This window comes from Streptomyces zingiberis (assembly GCF_012034935.1).
GTDB lineage: Bacteria > Actinomycetota > Actinomycetes > Streptomycetales > Streptomycetaceae > Streptomyces > Streptomyces zingiberis.
Genome location: NZ_JAATEN010000011.1, coordinates 157898 through 176004 on the forward strand (window position 1 = coordinate 157898; position 18107 = coordinate 176004).

Annotated in this window: 17 protein-coding genes; 5 read left to right on the forward strand and 12 right to left on the reverse strand. The window is 73.2% G+C overall.

Features of this window, described 5'->3' with window-relative positions; all coding sequences use genetic code 11:
• Window positions 1–59 precede the first annotated feature (59 nt).
• The 10 genes from HCK00_RS16185 to HCK00_RS16230 all read right to left on the reverse strand — a co-directional run bounded on the left by HCK00_RS16185 (window position 60) and on the right by HCK00_RS16230 (window position 11598).
• On the reverse strand, window positions 60–833 hold the full coding sequence (locus tag HCK00_RS16185) for an SDR family oxidoreductase (RefSeq protein ID WP_168102659.1): 774 nt from the start codon (window positions 831–833) through the stop codon (window positions 60–62).
• A 217-nt stretch (window positions 834–1050) separates the two neighbouring features.
• The gene (locus HCK00_RS28200) at window positions 1051–2559 is read right to left on the reverse strand and encodes an FGGY-family carbohydrate kinase (protein WP_168102660.1); all 1509 of its coding nucleotides are present in this window, start codon (window positions 2557–2559) and stop codon (window positions 1051–1053) included.
• Complete coding sequence (locus tag HCK00_RS16195; RefSeq protein ID WP_168102661.1) at window positions 2556–3515, reverse strand: transketolase family protein; 960 nt, start codon at window positions 3513–3515, stop codon at window positions 2556–2558. The genes HCK00_RS28200 and HCK00_RS16195 overlap by 4 nt, the downstream gene beginning before the upstream one ends.
• Window positions 3512–4405 carry a transketolase gene (locus HCK00_RS16200; RefSeq protein ID WP_168102662.1) on the reverse strand — a complete coding sequence of 298 codons (894 nt, stop codon included), beginning with the start codon at window positions 4403–4405 and terminating at the stop codon, window positions 3512–3514. The genes HCK00_RS16195 and HCK00_RS16200 overlap by 4 nt, the downstream gene beginning before the upstream one ends.
• A 436-nt stretch (window positions 4406–4841) precedes the next feature.
• The gene (locus tag HCK00_RS16205) at window positions 4842–6347 is read right to left on the reverse strand and encodes a sugar ABC transporter ATP-binding protein (protein ID WP_168102663.1); all 1506 of its coding nucleotides are present in this window, start codon (window positions 6345–6347) and stop codon (window positions 4842–4844) included.
• A gap of 21 nt (window positions 6348–6368) precedes the next feature.
• The gene (locus HCK00_RS16210; RefSeq protein WP_168102664.1) at window positions 6369–7340 is read right to left on the reverse strand and encodes a sugar ABC transporter substrate-binding protein; all 972 of its coding nucleotides are present in this window, start codon (window positions 7338–7340) and stop codon (window positions 6369–6371) included.
• 231 nt (window positions 7341–7571) lie between these two features.
• Entirely contained in the window at window positions 7572–8585 is a 1014-nt protein-coding gene (locus HCK00_RS16215) for an ABC transporter permease (protein WP_168102665.1), read from the reverse strand.
• 103 nt (window positions 8586–8688) lie between these two features.
• Entirely contained in the window at window positions 8689–9519 is an 831-nt protein-coding gene (locus HCK00_RS16220) for an SDR family oxidoreductase (protein ID WP_168102666.1), read from the reverse strand.
• A gap of 1036 nt (window positions 9520–10555) precedes the next feature.
• A complete protein-coding gene (locus HCK00_RS16225) occupies window positions 10556–10969 on the reverse strand; it encodes a peptidoglycan-binding domain-containing protein (protein WP_168102667.1) in 414 nt (137 codons plus the stop codon).
• Window positions 10970–11199: 230 nt separating this feature from the next.
• A complete protein-coding gene (locus HCK00_RS16230) occupies window positions 11200–11598 on the reverse strand; it encodes a peptidoglycan-binding domain-containing protein (RefSeq protein WP_168102668.1) in 399 nt (132 codons plus the stop codon).
• A gap of 498 nt (window positions 11599–12096) precedes the next feature.
• On the opposite strand from HCK00_RS16230, the gene HCK00_RS16235 reads away from it, so the two are divergent.
• From HCK00_RS16235 to HCK00_RS16250, 4 genes are read left to right on the forward strand one after another with little or no spacing between them, the layout of a single operon-like run.
• Window positions 12097–13563, forward strand: coding sequence for an APC family permease (locus tag HCK00_RS16235; protein WP_168102669.1), 1467 nt, complete (start codon window positions 12097–12099; stop codon window positions 13561–13563).
• Window positions 13560–13946 (forward strand): hypothetical protein, encoded by a 387-nt coding sequence (locus HCK00_RS16240; protein WP_168102670.1) that lies wholly within the window; start codon window positions 13560–13562, stop codon window positions 13944–13946. The genes HCK00_RS16235 and HCK00_RS16240 overlap by 4 nt, the downstream gene beginning before the upstream one ends.
• Before the next feature lie 14 nt (window positions 13947–13960).
• Window positions 13961–14905: a carbon-nitrogen hydrolase family protein gene (locus HCK00_RS16245; protein WP_168102671.1), complete on the forward strand. Its 945-nt coding sequence runs from the start codon at window positions 13961–13963 to the stop codon at window positions 14903–14905.
• Window positions 14906–14909: 4 nt separating this feature from the next.
• A complete protein-coding gene (locus HCK00_RS16250) occupies window positions 14910–15635 on the forward strand; it encodes a TetR/AcrR family transcriptional regulator (protein ID WP_168102672.1) in 726 nt (241 codons plus the stop codon).
• 211 nt (window positions 15636–15846) lie between these two features.
• On the opposite strand, the gene HCK00_RS16255 is transcribed toward HCK00_RS16250, so the two are convergent.
• Together HCK00_RS16255 and HCK00_RS16260 are read right to left on the reverse strand one after the other, a co-directional pair.
• Window positions 15847–16539 (reverse strand): DUF4328 domain-containing protein, encoded by a 693-nt coding sequence (locus tag HCK00_RS16255; protein ID WP_168102673.1) that lies wholly within the window; start codon window positions 16537–16539, stop codon window positions 15847–15849.
• Between the two features lie 288 nt (window positions 16540–16827).
• A complete protein-coding gene (locus tag HCK00_RS16260; RefSeq protein WP_168102674.1) occupies window positions 16828–17226 on the reverse strand; it encodes a peptidoglycan-binding domain-containing protein in 399 nt (132 codons plus the stop codon).
• A gap of 471 nt (window positions 17227–17697) precedes the next feature.
• On the opposite strand from HCK00_RS16260, the gene HCK00_RS16265 reads away from it, so the two are divergent.
• Window positions 17698–17901 carry a cold-shock protein gene (locus HCK00_RS16265; RefSeq protein ID WP_168102675.1) on the forward strand — a complete coding sequence of 68 codons (204 nt, stop codon included), beginning with the start codon at window positions 17698–17700 and terminating at the stop codon, window positions 17899–17901.
• Window positions 17902–18107 lie beyond the last annotated feature (206 nt).

An 18107-nucleotide genomic window follows, 5' to 3' on the forward strand; every position in this document is an offset into this window, starting at 1 on the left:
CGGCCGGGCCGCCGGCCGCACCGGCGGGCCCGGGACGCGCGAGGGGGCGCGGCGACCGCTCACCAGCAGACGTAACCGCCGTCCACGATCAGGTCGGACCCCGTCACGAAGGACGCGGCGTCGGAGGCGAGGAAGACCGCGGGGCCCACCATCTCTTCCACCTCGGCGATCCGGCCCAGCGGGGTGTCGTCCGCGTACGCCTGGAGACGGCCGGCCACCTCGGGCCGCTTGTTCATCGGCGTCAGCGTGTAACCCGGGCTGATCGAGTTGACCCGGACGCCGCGGTCGGCCCACTCGGTGGCCAGGCTCCTGGTGAGGTGCGTGACCCCGGCCTTGGAGGCGTTGTAGTGGGCCTGGAGCAAGCCGCGGTTGGCGATGGTGCCGGACATGGATGAGATGTTGACGACCGACCCGCCACCGTGGGCGAGCATCACGCGGGCCTCGGCCTGGGCACTGAGGAAGACACCGGTGAGGTTGATGTCGACGACCCGGCGGAAGTCCTCCGCGGACATGTCCTCGGCGGCCGTGGCACCGGCCACCCCGGCGCAGTTGACCGCGGTACGGATCGGGCCGATCGCTTCCACGGCGGTGCGGACGGCCTCGGCCAGGGAGTGCGCGGAGGTGACGTCTCCCGTGATGGCGATGCTCCTGCCGCCCGCCGCGCCGATCAGGCCGGCGGTGGTCCGCGCGGCCTCGGCGTCCCGGTCGAAGCAGGCGACGGCGGCGCCGCAGGCGGCGAAGCCCAGGGCGACGGACCGGCCGATGCCGCTGCCCGCCCCGGTGATGAACGCGGGCTTGCCGGTGAGGGAGAACGCCTCCGGGGTGAAGGTCATGGTGCGGCTCTTTCCACGAGTACGGCTGGATCGGCGGGTTCTGCCGGAACGGCTGAGGGGTCCGGTGCGGCGGGTACGGCCGGTCGGGCTCCCCGGGGGCGCCACGCGTGCGCGGGGGTGAGACCCGGCCGGCGGGAGACGGGCGGCCGGGAGGGCGGGCGCCCGCCGACGGGTGCCGGGGCGGCGAGTGCGGGCCGGGGGCCCGTACCGGCCGGTGTCATGCCGGTTTTCCGCGCGCGCAGGCGACCGCGTCGCGCCAGCCGGCCATGCGGCGGTCGCGCGGGGCGTCGTCCCCGGACGCGGTGAAGCGGGTGCCGCGGGGAGTGAGCGCGGGCAGGTCGGCGTCGTTCCAGAGGCCGAGCGCGGTGCCCGCCAGATGGGCGGCGCCCAGGGCGGACACCTCCGGCCGCCCGGACCGGCGCACGGGCCTGCCGATCAGCTCGGCCTGGAGCGCCATGAGGCGGTCGTTGCCCGTCGGGCCGCCGTCCGCGCGCAGTTCGCCGACCGGGCCGCCGAGGACGGTGTCGAAGCGGGAGAGGGTGTCGGCCACCTGGTAGGCCATCGACTCGACCGCGGCCCGTGCCACTTCGGCGGGCCCGGTGTCGAAGTCCATGCCGACCAGCAGCGCGCGGGCGCCGCGGTCCCAGTACGGGGCGCCCAGCCCGGAGAACGCCGGGACCAGGTACACCTCGGCGTCCTCCCGCGCGCCGGCCGCCAGGGCCGCGATGCCGGCCGGGTCGGTGCCGAGCAGCTGGGCGGCCCAGTGGATCGCGGTGCCGGCGGAGGCGATGTTCGCCTCCAGGGCACGGGCGGCGCCGGTGTCCCGGGTACGCCGCCACGCCAGGGTGGCGGCGATCCCCCCGGCGGGCCGGCGGCCGTCCGGGTTGAGGACCATGAGCGAGGCGCCGGTGCCGTAGGTGGCCTTGACCGTGCCGGGGCGCCCGTGGCTCTGCGCGAAGAGCGCGGCGTGGGAGTCGCCGAGCACCGCCGCGATGGGCAGCCCGTCCGCGAGCCCGGGGACGTCCCTGGTGTGCCCCAGTTCCTCACCGGCGCCGTCCGAGGCGGCGATGCGGGGGAGCGCCGCGCGGGGGATGCGGAACAGGTCGAGCAGTTCGGGGTCCCACCCGGCGTCGTCCAGCCGCACGAGCTGGGTGCGGGAGGCACAGCCGGTCTCGGTGGCGTCGGTGAGGCCACCGGTGAGCCGGTGCAGCAGCCAGGCGTCGACGGTGCCGACGCGGAGGCGGCCGGTGGTGGCGAGCTCGCGCCGCGGGTCGACCCGGTCCAGCAGCCACTCGGCCTTGGTCGCGGAGAACATCGGGTCGACCGGCAGACCGGTACGGTCACTGATCAGCTCGGCCTCGGCCGATGCGGCCAGCCCGGCGCACCGCTCGGCGGTACGCCGGTCCTGCCAGCTCACGAGTGGTGACAGGGCGGCGCCGGTGTCGCGGTCCCAGACCAGGACGGCCTCGCGCTGGACGCTCAGTCCCAGCCCGGTCACGCGCGTGCCCGTGGCGGCGGCCCGTGCGGCCAGTTCCCCGGCCACGGCGGTGACGCCGCGCCAGAGGACCGCCGGATCCTGCTCCACCCAGCCGGGGGCGGGATACTGCTGCGTCAGCGGGCGGTGCGCGGTGGCGGAGACCCGTCCGTCCTCCGTGACGAGAAGGCCCTTGGTGCCGCTGGTGCCCTGGTCGAGAGCGAGGACGGCGCCCCGGCCCGCGGTACTCACGCGGCCGCTCCCCGCCCCGCGCCGGCCAGTTCCCGGGCGGCGCGGACGACCGCTCCCGCGTCGATGCCGAAGTACTCCGAGAGGAAGGCGGGACTGCCGGTCGGGGTGAACTCGTCGCGCACGCCGAGGAGTCTCATCGGGACGGGGTTGCGGACGGCGAGGAACTCCGCGACGGCGCTGCCGAGTCCGCCGTGGACGTTGGCCTCCTCGACGGTGACGATGCCGCCGGTCCCGGCGGCCGCGAGCAGCGCCTCCTCATCCAGCGGTTTGACGGTGGAGAAGTTGAGCACGCGCGCCTCGACGCCCTCGGCGGCCAGCTCTCCGGCGGCGGCCAGCACGGTGGAGACGGTCGTGCCCACGCCGATCAGCGTGACGTCGCCGCCCTCGCGGAGCAGCGCGGCGCGGCCGGCCTCGAAGGGGACGTGCGGCGTCAGGTCCGGCACCTTGGTGCGGCCGATGCGCAGATAGACGGGGCCCTCGTAGCGGTGGGCCCAGCGCAGCGCCTCACGGGTCTCCGCCGGGTCGGCCGGCGCCAGGACGACCATCTCGGGCAGGGTGCGCACCCAGGCGAAGTCCTCCACACCGTGGTGGGTCGGGCCGAGCTGGCCGTAGGCGAACCCCGGGCTCATGGCGCAGAGCTTGACATTGGTGCGCGAATAGGCGACATCCGCCTTGATCTGTTCGAGGGCGCGGCCGGTGAGGAAGGGAGCCGCCGCGCAGACGAACGGGATGCGGCCGCCGTTCGCCAGGCCCGCGCCGGCGCCGACCATGAGCTGCTCGGCGATGCCGACGTTGACCAGCCGGTCCGGGAAGCGCCGCTGGAACTCCCCCAGGTTGGAGGAGCCGACGGAGTCGTTGCACACGGCCACGGTGCGTGGGTCGCCCTCCGCGAGCTCGATCAGCGTCTCGGCGAAGGTCTTGCGGCAGTCGTGCAGTGCGGCTGCGGTGGTGCTCATCGGGAGGTCAGCTCCTTGAAGGCGGCGGCGGTCTGGTCCGCGGTGGGCACCTTGTGGTGCCACTCGACGCGGTCCTCGATGAAGGAGACGCCCTTGCCCTTGACGGTGTCGGCGATCAGGCACAGCGGGCGTTCGTCGACGGCCCGCTCCCCGTTCAAGGCCTGGTGGAGCGCCTCGTGGTCATGGCCGTCGAGGGTGCGGACCTCGAAGCCGAAGGAGGCCCACCTGGCGTCGAGCGGGTCCAGGCCCGAGGTGTCCTCGGTGGCGGCGCCCTGCTGGAAACGGTTGCGGTCGACGATCACGGTCAGCCGGCCGAGGCGCTGCTGGGCCGCGCTCATCGCCGCCTCCCAGTTGCTGCCTTCCTGGAGTTCACCGTCGCCGGTGAGGACGTAGGTGCGCCGGCCGGAGCCGTCGAGCCGGGCGGCGACCGCCATCCCCACGGCGACCGGGAAGCCGTGGCCCAGCGGGCCGGTGCTGGTCTCCACTCCGGGGACCTTGCGGCGATTGGGGTGGCCGTTGAGCGGCGACAGCGGCTCCAGGAACGTGGCAAGTTCCGCCTGGGGGAAGAAGCCCGCGTGTGCCAGGGCCGCGTACAGGATGCCCGCGGCGTGCCCTTTGCTGAGGACGAACCGGTCGCGCTCGGCCCACTCCGGCTCCTCGGGCCGGATGTCGAGGACTCCGAAGTACAGCACGGTGACGATGTCGGCGGCGGAGTAGTCGCCGCCGATGTGCCCCTGACCGGCGCGACTGATCATCTCCAGGTCGCTGCGGCGGATCGCGTAGGCCAGCTCCCTCAGCCGCGCGGCGCGTTCGGCCGGGGGAGCCTCGCGCAGCTCTCGCCTGATGGCGGCGAGCCGCGCCGTGGCGCCGGGGACTGGTGCGAGAGCCATGAGTGAATATCCATTCGAGTCTGCGTTGCGATTCATTTGAAGTGAAGCCCGCGAACCCCGGCGCGTCAAGTGGGACGGGCCACCGCGTGGACCGCGCACCGAGGTTCGGGGCCGCGGGGGGCGCGGGACACCCGTGCCGCGGAGCGGCACGCCCGGGCACGCGCCGGCGTCGCCCGGAGCTCCGCCGCCGGTGCCGGCCGGGGCCCCGCCACGGCGGCGCCGGCGGTCGCCACCGCGCCCCGACGGATCCGGGCCCGGCGGGGCGGCACCGAGCCCGGCCCCGCACGGTGCCGGACGCCCCGGGCGCATGCACCGCCGGCCCGCACCGGCCCGCACCGGCCCGGGAGGACCGGTGCCGGCGGACGGTGCATGCGCCCGCCGACTCCGCCGGTCACCGGTCACCGGTCGGGGACGGCCCCGGAGACGGCGGAGGGGGTCACGCCGTGGCGAGACGCATGACGGTGGAGTTCGTCGCCTCCCCGGCCGGCAGGATGCCCTGCTGCCGTCCCCGGCTGAGGACCAGCACGCGGTGGGAGAGGCCCAGCACCTCGTCGAGGTCGGAGCTGACCACCACGACCGCCATGCCCGACCGCGCCAGGCCCGCGATCACCTCGTAGATGGCGGCCCGGGCGCCGACGTCGATGCCGCGGGTCGGCTCGTCGAGGATGATGACCTTGGGCCCCAGCTCCAGCCACTTGGCGATGACGACCTTCTGCTGGTTGCCGCCGGACAGCGTCCGCACCGGCTGCGTGGCCCGCCCCTTGACGGTCATCGTCCGTATCGCGCCGGCGGCGACCTCTCCGACGCGCCGCGGAGTCAGCCAGCCCCGCCGGGCGACCCGGCCGAGGCTGGGCAGGACCACGTTGTCCGCGATCGTCAGGTCGAGCACGGCGCCCTGGCCCTTGCGGTCCTCCGGTACGAGCGCCACGCCCGCCTCGATGGCGTCGCGGGGCCCGCGCAGGCGCAGCACCGTCCCGTCGACGGCGACCGTTCCCTCCGTCACCGGGTCGACCCCGGCGATGGCCCGGACGAGTTCCGTGCGCCCGGCGCCGACGATCCCGGCCACGCCGAACACCTCGCCCGCGCGCACGCCGAAGGAGACGTCCCGGAAGGCGGCGCCGGAGAGCCCCGCCACCCGCAGCACCTCGCGTTCCTCCGGCACTCCCGTGCCGGGGAAGATACGTTCCACGCTGCGCCCCACCATCTCCTCGACCAGTTGCCCGACGGGCACCTGGGCGGTCGCGTGGGTGGCGACGCGCTGCCCGTCCCGCATCACCACGACCCGGTCGCAGATACGGGCGATCTCCTCCAGGCGGTGGCTGACGTAGATGAAGGACACCCCTTCCCGGCGCAGTGCGTCGATTCGCTCGAAGAGGTGATCGGTCTCCTCACCCCCCAGGGCGGCCGTCGGCTCGTCGAGGATGAGCAGCTTCGCGTCGAGTGTGAGGGCCTTGGCGATCTCGACCTGCTGCTGTTCCGCCACGCGCAGGCTTCCCGCGAGCCGGGTCGGGGAGATGTCCAGCCCGAGGCGGCGCAGCTGCTCGCGCGCGCGGCGGTTCATCTCCGCCCGGTCGACGCGCCCACCGCGGGTGAGGAGGCGGCCGAGGAAGACGTTCTCGGCCACCGGCAGGTCCGGCAGCAGCCGCATCTCCTGGTGGATGAGGCCGATGCCGTGGGTGATGGCCTCCCCGGGCGACTTCGGCTCGTAGGGCCGGCCCTGCCAGGTCATGTGACCGGTGTCGGAGCCGAAGGTGCCGGCGATGATGTTGGCCAGGGTGGACTTCCCGGCGCCGTTCTCGCCGAGCAGGGCCACCACCTCGCCGGGGCGGATGTCGAGGTCGATCCGGTCGAGGGCCCGGGTCGGGCCGAAACGCTTGGACACGTCCCGGACGATCAGGCCCTGGTGCGTCCCGTCCCTCGTGGCGTGGCTGAGGTTCGTCATGGTGACGTCGCTCCCCGGGGCTCAGGGGTGGTTCTTGATGTACTGGTCGGCCTTCGCCGTGTCGTTCTTGGTCAGCAGGAACGCGGGCTGGAGCTGGGTGGCGGGGACCTTCTTGCCGTTGATGACGTCCAGCGCGGTGGTGACCGACAGCCGCCCCATCTTCTGGGTCTGCTGGACCATGGTGGCGTCGATGGTGCCGTTGCGGACGGCCTTGATACCCGCGAAGTCACCGTCGAAGCCGAGGATCAGGCGCTTCTTGTGGTCGACGCTCTTGACCGCCTGCGCGGCGCCCAGCGCCATCGCGTCGGCCTGGCCCCAGAAGATGTCGATGCCCGGGTGGGCCTGGAGCATGTCCTGGGCCACGGAGTACGCCTTGTCCTGGGCCCAGTCGGCGGACTGCTGGGAGACGACCTTGACACCGGGCGCCCCGGCGAGTGCCTGGCCGAAGCCCTTCTGCCGGTCGACCTGCGGCGTGGTGCCGAGCTGACCCTGAAGGACGGCGAGCTGCCCCTTGCCGTCCTTCTGCTCGATCGCCCACTCGCCGAGCGTCTTGGCCGCCGCGACGCTGTCGGTGGCGATGAAGGACTTGCCCGGCGCGTCCGACGGGTTGCGGTCGACGGTGATGACGGGAATGTTCGCGCGGGCGGCCGCCTTCACCGGCACACCCGCGGCCGTGGCGCCCGCGGGGATGTAGATGATCGCGCTGACCTGGCGGCTGATGAAGTCCTGGATCTGGTTGACCTGGGTGGCGGCGTCACCGCGGGCGTCGGCGACGACGACCTTGACGCCCTGCTTCTTGCCTTCGGCCTCGACGGACTTCTTGATCTGGTTGAAGAAGTCGGCTTGCAGGTTGGCGACCGAGAGGCCGATCGTCACCGGCTTGCCGTCGGCGGTGGTGGTGCCTGCGGTCTCACCGCCGCAGGCGGTGGCGCCGAGCGCAAGGGTGAGCACGGCCACGGCAGCGGTGGCCATTCTGCGGAACGGGGACTTCATGACGGTGGTACTCCTTCGGGAAGCGGGTCCGGCTGCTCGGGGAGGGCGCCGGACCGGTGGCCAGAGGCAGGGGGAACTCGTGGGGTCGGGCGGGGCGGCCGAGGAGGGACCGCGTGAGGAGGGGAGGGGAGACCCGGTGGCGGGGGGAGCGCGCGGGGTGGGGGAGAGGGGAGCCGCGCAGGGGCGGGGCGGTGGCGCCGGGGGCCGGCCCCGGTTGATCCGGGCGGTCGGTCAGCGCGGGTCGCGCCGGCGCAGGGCGTCGACCATGACGGCGAGGGCGATCACCACGCCGATGACGATCTGCTGGACGAACGGGGAGACACCGAGCAGGTTGAGCCCGTTGTGCAGGACCCCGATGATCAGGACGCCGAACAGGGTTCCGGTCACCGAGCCGACGCCGCCGCTCAGGCTCGCGCCGCCGATCACCACGGCGGCGATCGCGTCGAGTTCGTAGCCCGTGCCGGCGCTCGGCTGTGAGGAGTCCAGGCGCATCGCGAGGAAGACACCGGCCAGGCCGACCAGAACGCCGGTCACGGTGTAGACGAGGACCGTCCGCTTCCGCACGCTGATGCCGGCGAGCCTGGCGACCTCCGCGCTGCCGCCGATGGCGTACAGCTCACGCCCGCCCGTCCGGTAGCGCATGTACGCCCACCCCGCCGCGTACAGCACGACGAGCACAAAGGTGACCACGGTGAAGACACCGAGGTAACGGGTGGTGGAGAGGTTGTCGAACCACTCCGGGTACCCGACGATCTGCTGGCCGTCGGTGATGACGTTGGCCAGGCCGCGGGCGATCGACATCATCGCCAGGGTGGCGATGAAGGGGGGAAGTCTGGTGAAGGTGACGCCCAGTCCGTTGGCCAGCCCGCAGATTCCGGCCACGACGATCGCGGCGAGAGCGCTCGGCAGCAGTGGCCAGCCCTGGTCGTGGGAGAGCCATCCGAGCACCATGGTCGCCAGCGCCAGGACGGCGCCGACCGAGAGGTCGATGCCGCCCGTGATGATCACGGCGGTCATGCCCAGGGCGAGCAGACCGAGGATCACGGCCTGGTCGACGATGTTGAGCAGGTTGTTCTGGGTCAGGAAATACGGTGTCACGACGGAGAAGACCACGCACATGGCGAGAAGCCCGAGCGCGGGACCGCGGGATCCGGTGAGCAGGCCCGTCGCCCAGGCGGGCGCCTTCGGCCGGCGTCCGGCCGGCTGGGCGTCCACGGGCTTCGCCGCGCTGCTGGTCGTGCTCATGAGGGTCTCCGAAGAGTGAAAGGGTGCAATCCAGATCGGGAGGTGGCGGCGTGGACCGTGGCCGGCCACCGGGGCTGTGGGCCGTGGTGACCCGCGCGAGGGGCTAGTTCATGAACATCCCCCCGTCGACGTTGATCGTCTGGCCGGTGATGTACGCGGCTTCCTCGGAGGCGAGGAAGAGCACGAGACCGGCCACGTCGTCGGCGGTGCCGGCCCGGCCCAGCGGGATGCCGGCGACCCACTCGGCCATGAGCTCGCCCGGCTCGTAACCGCCGAGCAGCCGGCCCCAGGCGCGGTCGTTGTAGTCCCACATGTCGCTGCCGACGATGCCGGGGGAGTAGGCGTTGACGGTGATCCGGTCCTTCGCCAGTTCCTTCGCCAGGCTCTGGGTGAGTCCCACGACCCCGAACTTGCTGGCCGCGTAGTGCGGGGTGTAGATGAATCCCTGGCGGGCCTGGCCGGAGGCGGCGTTGAGGATGCGCCCGCCGCGGCCGTGTCCGCGCATGCTCGCGGCAGCGGCCCGTGCGCAGAGGAAGGTGCCGGTGGTGTTGACGGCGAGGACCCGCTGCCAGTCGGCGAGGCTCAGTTCCTCCACCGGGCTGATGGTGATCACGCCGGCGTTGTTCACGAGGACGTCCACGCCGTCCCCGGCCCGGTCGGCGAGGCCGAAGGCGCGGTCCACGTCCTCCTCGGAGGTGATGTCCGCGCGGACGCCGAGCGCGCTGCCCTGCGGGTACCGGGCGGCGACCTGCTCGGCCGCCTCCTCGACCGCCGCGGACAGATCGAGCATCACGACGTTCGCGCCCTCATGTGCGAATCGCGCGGCCAGCCCGAGCCCGATGCCCTGGGCGGCCCCGGTGACGACGACGCTCCTGCCGTCGAACCGGCGCTGTTCCCGGAACCGTGCGGTACCGGCTGAATCAGTGGTGACCATGTGGATCGTCCTCGATGGCTGGACCGTGGATCCCGCATCCGACGGGGTCTCACGCCCACGGCCGGGAGGCGCGACGGGCGGGAGGGGCGGGAACGGGTGGGCTGCCGGCGGTGGACGACGCCGAGCGGCCGAATAGCTATTCACGAATGAATCGTGACGCTCATCATGCTGGGCGTGTTTCGGCCACGTGTCAATAGGGTGAATCGATGCCGTCGGAACACCTGTCCCGCGTCCTCCGCCGCCGCGACCGGGCCGGTGGTCGGGGCGGCGATGGCGGAGGGCGGCGCCGGCCGGTCCCGCCGCCCGGAAAGCCTTGCCTGAGCAGCACATTTCTGTCGGCGAAGGGGTGACGGCCCGCCGAGGTCCGGTGCGTGTGGGCCGGGCGCCGGAGGCCCGGCGGGCGGCCCGGGGCGGGCCCGGTGGGGCCGGCTGCCCGGTCGTCCCGTCGCCGATCCCCGGGTGAGTGGCCAGAACTGGACGATGGGGGAGGCGGGTGCGCGGGGGTGCGCGCGGGATGCCGGGGTGCCGAGGCCGGGAAATGGGGGCGGTGGGGAGCCCGGGACGGGCGGCGGCCCGGGCGTGGTGCCGGGTGGTGGTGCCGGGTGGTGGTGAAGCGGGATGGATGCGGGGTGCCGGTGGCGGCGAAAGGCCGATCCCCGAGGGGCGAGTGGTGGCGTGGCGGATTCCTCGCGGTCGGCCCGGCCGCGGGCACCCTCTGGGGGCGGCCGTTACGGCTGCCGTGACCGGCCTTGCGGCCTCTGTGGCGCCCGGCGCCGGCCGCCGGCGGCCGCGAAGCGCCCCGAGGTGTTCCGGGCGGGGATCCGCCCGGGGTGAACCGGGCGATGCCGGCGGCGGAGGCGACCGGGCCTTCGCCGTGCCGGGCAGGCGGGGGAAGGCCCGAAGTGGGTGTGGCCTGAACCGTGAGGATGTCCGGACAGGCGGGAACCCCGGCCCGTTGTCCGGGCCGGGGTCGGGATCGGGCGGTCGCGTCGGCGTGGAGCGCCGGTCCGCGGCGGGCGTGCCGCCGGAAAGGGGCTCAGGTCCGGTAGCAGACGTAGGTTCGCAGGGCGGGCCATGTGGCGCTGCCGACGATACCGTCGGTCGCGAGCTGGTAACCGTATGTCGTGTTCATCATGGTCTGGAACCGTTTGGCGGCGGCTCGGGAGTTGCTTCCGAAGACGCCGTCGATCGTGCCGGGGTCGAAACCGGCGCGCTTGAGCAGGCACTGGGCCTCGATCCCGGCCGTCGTCACCACGGTGGACCCCGGAACGACCGTGGTGCCGCTGTAGTGCCCCGCGTACGCGTAGGGCTCCGAGACGGAGTATCTGCAGCTGTATGCCTGGGCGGTGGTGCCGGCGGTGGTGGCGGTGGTGGCGAAGGCGGCGGGCGCGGTGACGGCGCCGGTGATCAGGGTGGCGGCCGTCAACGCCGTCGCAACGCTTCTGCGCATGTCGTCTCGTCTCTCTCGTGTCGTGGTCCGGCCGCGTGCCCGCCGGTCAACTGCGCCTGGTGGCGGGTCCTTCGGCTCGGGGCGGCCGGTCTGCCGGTGGGCGGGCGGAACCCCGGCGCCGTCGGCGACGGCGACCGCGGGCTCCGCTTCCGGCTGCGCCGTCCTCCCGGTGCGGCCACACCGGGGCGTTCCCGGGCAAAGGGCTCCGAACCGTGGGCGGCGACGGCCGTTCAGGCGTTGTACTCGGCGTACCACCGCAGGGCGGGCCAGGTCTCCTGGCCGATGATGCCGTCGATGGCGATGTTGTAGCCGAACGCGTTGTTCATCAGGGTCTGGAAGCGCCGGGTGGCGGCCCGCGAGTTGGACCCGAAGACCCCGTCGATCGTGCCGGGGTCGAACTTCGCCCGCTTGAGCAGGCACTGGGCCTCGATCCCGGCGTTCGACACCCCGCCGGAGCTCGGAACGACGGTGTTGCCGCTGTAGTAGCCGGCATAGGCCCTGCCGCCCGATACGGAGTAGTGACAGGTGTACGCCTGGGCGGTGGTGGTGCCGGCGAAGGCCGCGGGCGCGGTGAGGGTGCCGGCGATCAGCGTCGCGGCCGTCAGGGCCACGGCGAGGTCTCTGCGCAAGGTCGTCTCGTTTCTCTCGGGCCGTGATCCGGCGGTGGTCACCGCGGGCCGGCCGCTCCTCGGGGCACGTGTTCCGGTCGTGCGGGGCCCGGGCGCCGTGGCTCCCGTGTCCCCGGGGTCGGGCGACCCGGCTCCCCGCGGGGGCGAGGTGCGCCCACCGCGGTCCTCAGGCTGTGATGTGCGGCCCTGCCGCCGCCACCTTTTCGATCAGGTGCGAAAGGACGGCCGCGGGCCCGGCCGGAGCGGGCGGCGGGAGCCGGGGCCGGACGCCGGGCCGCGAGCCGTCGCGGTGACGCGCCGTGACCCCACCGGCCGCCGGCGGGGCGGGGCGGTCCGGGACCCCCGGAACGGGGCGCTTCCTCCTCCCGTGGCGTGCCGGGGCGCGCCGTGCCGCGGCGGCGCTCCGACGACCAGGAAATTCGACGTCCTCGTCCGCAACCGTTGACACGGGAGGCCGCCCTGCCCATTCTTTCCCTATCGATCGATAGGGAGGTAGCCGTGACCGAACATACCGGTCAGAACGACAGCCGGCTGGAGGAGCTCGGTTACCGACAGCAACTGCGTCGGGGCCTGGGGATCTGGTCCACCTTCTCCGTCGGCGTGACGACCGTGGCGCCCGTCGTCGGGCTGTACGCGATCTTCTCGCTCGGCTCTCTGCTGAGCGGTCCCGCGTGGCTGTGGATGCTGCTCGTCAGCCTCGTCGCGCAACTGCTCGTGGTCGTCGTCTACGCGGAGCTGGCCTCGGAGTTCCCGGTGGCCGGCGGGCCGTACCAGTGGGTGCGGCGGCTGATCGGACCGCGCGCCGCCTGGTTCACCGGCGTCGTCTACATCTCCGCGGTGACCGCCGCGCTCACCACGGTCGCGTACCTGGCGGCACCCTGGCTGGGGCTGCTGTTCACCGGCCGTGAGCCGCACGGGCCGGCCCGCTACCTCGTCTCGGCCGGCCTGCTGGCCCTCGCGCTGGCCGTCAACGCGTCCGGTGTGAAGATCATGAGTCTCGTCGTGCTCGGGGGCCTCGGAGCCGAGATCATCGGCTCCATCGCCGTCGGGCTGGCCCTCCTGTTCTTCTTCCGGGTGCAGGACTTCTCCGTGCTGTTCCAGACGTTCGGCGCGCCGGCCGCCGCCGGGAACTCCACCGGCGCGGCGCTCCTGGCCACGCTCGCCGTCTGCGGATGGGCCTTCGTCGGTTTCGACTCCAGCGCCTCGGTCGCCGAGGAGACCAAGGGCGCCGTGAGGAACGTGCCGCGCGCGATGGTCAGGGCCACCGCGGTGGTCGGTGGCGCGGTGGTGCTGGTCGCCATAGCCGTCATGCTGGCCACGCGGGACCTGGGGGCCGTCGTCCGCGGGGAAACCGCCGACCCGGTCACGCCGACGGTCATCGGCTCGTTCGGATCCTGGTCGGAGAAGCCGTTCCTGGCCGTCGTCGTGGTGACCTTCCTGGCCTGTCTCGTCTCCATGCAGGCCTATCTGGGCCGTATCACCTTCGGCCTGGCCCGGGACGGCATGCTGCCCGCGTCGGGGAGACTGGCCTCCGTCACCGGCCGTGGCCGGGTGCCGCTGGCCGCCATGACGGCCGTCAGCGCCGCCGCCGCGGCCGGACTGCTCCTCGGCCTGAACGACGGGGCGATCGGCACCATGATCACCTTCGGGACGGGCGGGCTGTACATCACCTTCCTCATCGTGGTCTCCGCCGCCCTGTTCGCCCGCCTCACCGGGCGCTGGCGCCCCGCGGGAACGGTGCGACTCGGCCGCAAGGGCCTGGTCGTCAACGTCCTGGCCTTCTGCTGGCTCGCGTTCGAGACCGTCAACATCGCCTGGCCCCGCGCGATCCTCGCGCCGCCCGGCGCGCCTGCCTGGCAGATCTGGGCGGTCGTGTGGGTGTTCGCCGCGATCATCTGCTGCGCCGGCCTCCACCTCGCGCTGGCCCGCCCGCTCGACAAGGTCCGTACCGGCGGGACGCCGTGAACGACGTGGGCGTCCTCGGCGCCGGCGGGCTCGTCCTGCTCGCGATCGGCGGCTGGTCCGGGCTTCTCCTCTATGTCTCCCTCGCCAGGCCGAAGGGGTGGGCCGGCATCAAGGAGTGGACGCGGCTGCGGCAGGGGCACGTGGACGCCCTGATCATCGGCGCCGTCCTCGTCGCGGCCGACACGCTCGCCGCCGTCGATTCCGTCACCGCGGCGGTGCTGCTGGCCACCGGGTACTACACGGCGATCTCCACCGGCGCCCTCGCCTGGTGGCCGGACCTGCCGTCCCGCACCCCCTGGGCGGCCCGCGTCGACCTCATCTGTTTCACCGCGTTCTCGGCCGCCTGGACCTGGGTCGCCGCACGCGCCGTCACCGGCTGGTAAGGAGCACTCTCCCCATGACCCGTATCTGCGTCGTCCAGCGGCCGCCGCACCTCCTCGACCTCGACGCCGGCACCGAGGCGGCCGTGGGCCACATCGCCGAGGCGGCGGCGCTCGGCGCGGACCTGGCCGTCTTTCCGGAAACCTGGCTGGGTGGCTATCCGGCCTGGGTGTTCGGGCTCGCCGGCTGGAACGACGCCACGGCCCGCCACTGGTTCCGGCGGCTGGTCGAGGCCTCCGCCACGGCCGACGGCGACCACATGCGCGCCCTGCGCCGGGCCGCGGCCACCCACGGCGTCAGCGTGGTCATCGGCTTCAACGAGCGGAGCAGACCTGACTCGGCCACCCTGTACAACAGCGCCGCCACCATCGGCCCCGACGGCGAACTGCTGGGCGTTCACCGCAAGCTGCTCCCCACCCACGCCGAACGCCTGGTGTGGACCCCGGGCGACGCCCACGGTCTGCGCGCGCACCGGACCCCGGCCGGCCGGGTCGGCAGCCTGATCTGCTGGGAGCACTGGCATCCGATTGCCCGGCACGCGCTGCACCACGGTGACGAGCAGATCCACGTCGCCCTCTGGCCCGACCTGCCGGAAGCCCACCGGCTGGCCTCGCGCTCCTACGCCTTCGAGGGCCGGTGCTTCGTGGTCGCCGCCGCGACCTGGCTGCCGGTGGCCGACGTCCCGGAGGAGCTCAGGGAGGCGTACGCCCGCGGAGCCGGCGCGGAGGCCGGGCCCGGCGCCGGGGGTGAGAGGGGAACCGAGGCGTTCTTCCCCGGTGGCTCGGGGGTCGTCGGCCCCGATGGCGAGTGGCGCACCGGTCCGGTCCTGGGCCCGGCGATGGTCGTGGCGGACCTCGACCTGGCGGAGACCGTCTCCTACAAGCACGACCTCGACGTCACCGGCCACTACGACCGCCCCGACCTTCTCCGGTGGTCGGTGCAGGAGGCGCGGATACGCTGACGGGATGCCGCGCACCGACAAGATCACCAGCAGCACGCGCCGGCGCATCCTGACGGAGGCCGCGCTGCTGTTCCGCCGCCACGGCTACCGGGGCACCTCCACCCGTCAGATCGCCGAGGCGGTGGGCGTCAAGCAGCCCTCCCTGTTCCACCATTTCGCGAACAAGCAGTCGATCCTGGAGGAGTTGCTGGCGATCAGCCTCGACCCCTCCCTCGCCGAGGCGCGGGAGGCGGTGACCGCGGAGGGCCCGGTGGCCCGGCGGCTGTACGACTACGTCCTGTGGGACCTCACCACCCTGCACCGGCTGCCCTTCGCGCTCTCCGGGATCTACGCCCACGACGTGCTGCAGGAGCCGGCCCTGGCCCCGTGGGGCGCCAAACTCGAAGCGCTCTACGCCGCCCTGCGCGACCTCATCGGGCAGGGTGTGCGCAGCGGGGAGTTCCGGCCGGTCGCACCCGGTCTCGGCCAGGCGATGGTGGCCGGGGTGACCCTCTCCCACATCGACTACGCGGCCGGCCACACCGGCGGTGATCCCGACGAACTCGGCGCGGCCGGAGCCGCGTTCATCCTCGGCGGCCTGATGCGTGACCCGGAGGCGCTGGACCGCCTGGTGGCTGACGCAGGACCCCGCGCCGGGGCTCCGCCCGCCGGCGCCGGCCCGCACCGCCGGGCAGGCGGCGACGGGCCCGGCGGGGCAAGCGTCCCGTCCGGCCGCGCGCGTTCTGCCTGACCGCCCGCGTTCCGTCCGGCCGCCCGGGTCCGGCCGCGCCGTCTCCGGGCGGCCGGACGGGTGGGCGCCGGGCGGGAGCTGTCCGCCCGGTCCGGGCGGACACCGCGACCGCGCCGCACGCGGGAGGGCGGGCCGGCCTGCGGGGGTAGGCGACCCGGCGGGTCCGGAGGGATCCGGGCCCGCCGGGGCCGTGCGGCCGGGAGGCCACGTGTCACGCGGCGGTGTACAGGTCCGCTTCCCTGCGGTGCTGCATCGCCGTCAGGCGGTGGACGAAGACGATCGCCAGCACCCCGGCCGCGATGTCGACGACGTCGACGGCCATCAGCAGGGTGAGTGTCTTCTCGACCGCGCCCGGCTCCTCGACCACGGTGTACAGCGCGCTCGCCACGATCCCGAAGTTGACGGAGGTGACCCACAGCAGCCACCAGATGTTGACGAGCGCTGTCGACGTCCGCCTCGTGGCGGAGAGGTGGTGTCCCGGTTCGCTCGCGGCCCAGGTGTCGAGGGCGATCCGGTGCGGGAACCACAGGGAGACGACCGGCACGAGCCAGCCCCACACCGCCCACTCGGAGGCCATGCTGTGGGCGTAGGGCGCGACGACCTCGGTGTTGACCCGCATGCGATAGAACCAGACGATGAACGCGACCGCGCAGACGAGGAGGGTCGTCCCCTGGACGAGTGAGGCGAACTCGTGCCAGTACGCGGCCTGCTCGTACTCCTGGTCGGAGACCGCGTCGGAGCCCTGGTCGATCATGGTGCTCCACAGCCCGTGGAACTTCGCGGTGGACGCGATCGAGAAGAGATCGGCCACGATGACCGCGGCGAGCAGCCCCTGGACGGCCTTCGCGAGACCTCTGGGCACGCGCAGGCGGAGCCCTCCCGCCGGCGCGGTACTGATGGACATGGTGGGCAACCTCCCGTGAACGTGCGGCCGTTGATCGACGGCGCACGCGGAACCTACATCGATCGCGCGCGTCCCGGCCGACGGGAGGTGGTGGTTCGGGGGGCCGTCCGGCCCACCGTGGTGCCCGATCGGGAAACCGCGGGCGCCACGGAGTGGGAGCGGCGGCCGGGGCGGGGCCGGGAGCCGGGCCGCCGCCCCCGGTGCGCGTGGTGGCGCGCCCGTAGGCACCGGGGAGACCCGCGGCTACGCGGAGCCGGCCGGGCGGAGGATCAGGCGCCCGCCGGCGCGTCACATGCCAGGTCCGCAGCACCGCAGGAAGTACCAGGTGTCGGGGCCGACGATGCCGTCGACCACCAGCATGGGGCGGTTGGCCCAGTCGTTGATGTACGTCTGGAAGTCCTTGGCGGCCGCCTTGGACTTGCTCCCGAAGACCCCGTCGATCGTGCCGGGGCTGAACCCGGCCTTCTTGAGCAGGCACTGGGCCTCGATGCCCGAACTGGACACCCCGGTCGAACTCGGGATGACGGTACTGCCGTTGTAGTGACCGGCGTACCAGTTGCCGCTCGATTCCCGGTAGGTGCAGGTGTACGCCTGGGCGGCGGTGGTGCCGGCGAAGGCCGCGGGTGCGGTGACGGTGCCGGCGATCAGCGTCGCGGCCGTCAGGGCCACGGCGAGGTTTCTGCGCAAGGTGGTCTCGTTTCTCTCGGGCCGTGATCCGGTGGTGATCACCGCGAGCCCTCAGGCTGTGCTGGGCCGTCCTGCTGCCGCCACCTTTTCGATCAGGTGCGAAAGGACCGGCGCGGGCCCGGCCGGAGCGGGCGGCGGGAGCCGGGGCCGTGGCCTCGCGCTCCGTGGGCGATATCTGTACCGGTGGGGTGAGAGTTTGGCGGGCCGCGCGGTGAGACTTTTTACGGCGGAGATGCCGTGGAGATGTGGCAAGGCCAGGAGTGGAATTGTCCGACACGCGGAGGCCGTTCCGGTGTGCTAGTGTCGATCTCAGTTGCAGTTGTGGTTCCCGAAACTTCAAGTGCCCTCGCCCGGCTCCGCCCGGGGGGAGCGCTTTTGTATTTCCGGTCATTTCCGGACGGGGTCATCATCGCGGCAACGCGGTGTCCGCACGGTGCGGATTCCGATGTGCTGCCCCAGAGGAGATATGACATGGCCAGTGGTACCGTCAAGTGGTTCAACGCTGAAAAGGGCTTCGGCTTCATCGAGCAGGACGGTGGCGGCGCCGACGTGTTCGCCCACTACTCGAACATCGCCGGCCAGGGCTTCCGTGAGCTGCTCGAAGGCCAGAAGGTGAACTTCGACATCGCGCAGGGCCAGAAGGGCCCGACGGCCGAGAACATCGTTCCGGCCTGACGCCGACGCGCATGTGGTAGCTGGGGCGCGCACCCTTCGGGGTGCGGGTCCCAGCTGCACGCGTTTTCCGGAAGGGTTTCCCGCGCGGCCCCGCCCGCGGGGCTCCGCGCCCCCCACCGCCCGCGGTACCCTCCGCCGGGGGGTGCGGGCGCATCCTGGAGGTCCGTCGCCCCGTCGACGCCAGGAATTCACCTCACCGTCAGGTG

Excerpts from the sequence above, each read along its gene's own strand:
- HCK00_RS16200 (WP_168102662.1), bottom strand. The coding sequence starts at position 4,405 with ATGGCTCTCGCACCAGTCCCCGGCGCCACGGCGCGGCTCGCCGCCATC.
- HCK00_RS16210 (WP_168102664.1), bottom strand. The coding sequence starts at position 7,340 with ATGAAGTCCCCGTTCCGCAGAATGGCCACCGCTGCCGTGGCCGTGCTC.
- HCK00_RS16220 (WP_168102666.1), bottom strand. The coding sequence starts at position 9,519 with ATGGTCACCACTGATTCAGCCGGTACCGCACGGTTCCGGGAACAGCGC.
- HCK00_RS16265 (WP_168102675.1), top strand. The coding sequence starts at position 17,698 with ATGGCCAGTGGTACCGTCAAGTGGTTCAACGCTGAAAAGGGCTTCGGC.
- HCK00_RS16245 (WP_168102671.1), top strand. The coding sequence starts at position 13,961 with ATGACCCGTATCTGCGTCGTCCAGCGGCCGCCGCACCTCCTCGACCTC.
- HCK00_RS16255 (WP_168102673.1), bottom strand. The coding sequence starts at position 16,539 with ATGTCCATCAGTACCGCGCCGGCGGGAGGGCTCCGCCTGCGCGTGCCC.
- HCK00_RS16205 (WP_168102663.1), bottom strand. The coding sequence starts at position 6,347 with ATGACGAACCTCAGCCACGCCACGAGGGACGGGACGCACCAGGGCCTG.
- HCK00_RS16185 (WP_168102659.1), bottom strand. The coding sequence starts at position 833 with ATGACCTTCACCCCGGAGGCGTTCTCCCTCACCGGCAAGCCCGCGTTC.
- HCK00_RS16250 (WP_168102672.1), top strand. The coding sequence starts at position 14,910 with ATGCCGCGCACCGACAAGATCACCAGCAGCACGCGCCGGCGCATCCTG.
- HCK00_RS16215 (WP_168102665.1), bottom strand. The coding sequence starts at position 8,585 with ATGAGCACGACCAGCAGCGCGGCGAAGCCCGTGGACGCCCAGCCGGCC.
- HCK00_RS16225 (WP_168102667.1), bottom strand. The coding sequence starts at position 10,969 with ATGCGCAGAAGCGTTGCGACGGCGTTGACGGCCGCCACCCTGATCACC.
- HCK00_RS16195 (WP_168102661.1), bottom strand. The coding sequence starts at position 3,515 with ATGAGCACCACCGCAGCCGCACTGCACGACTGCCGCAAGACCTTCGCC.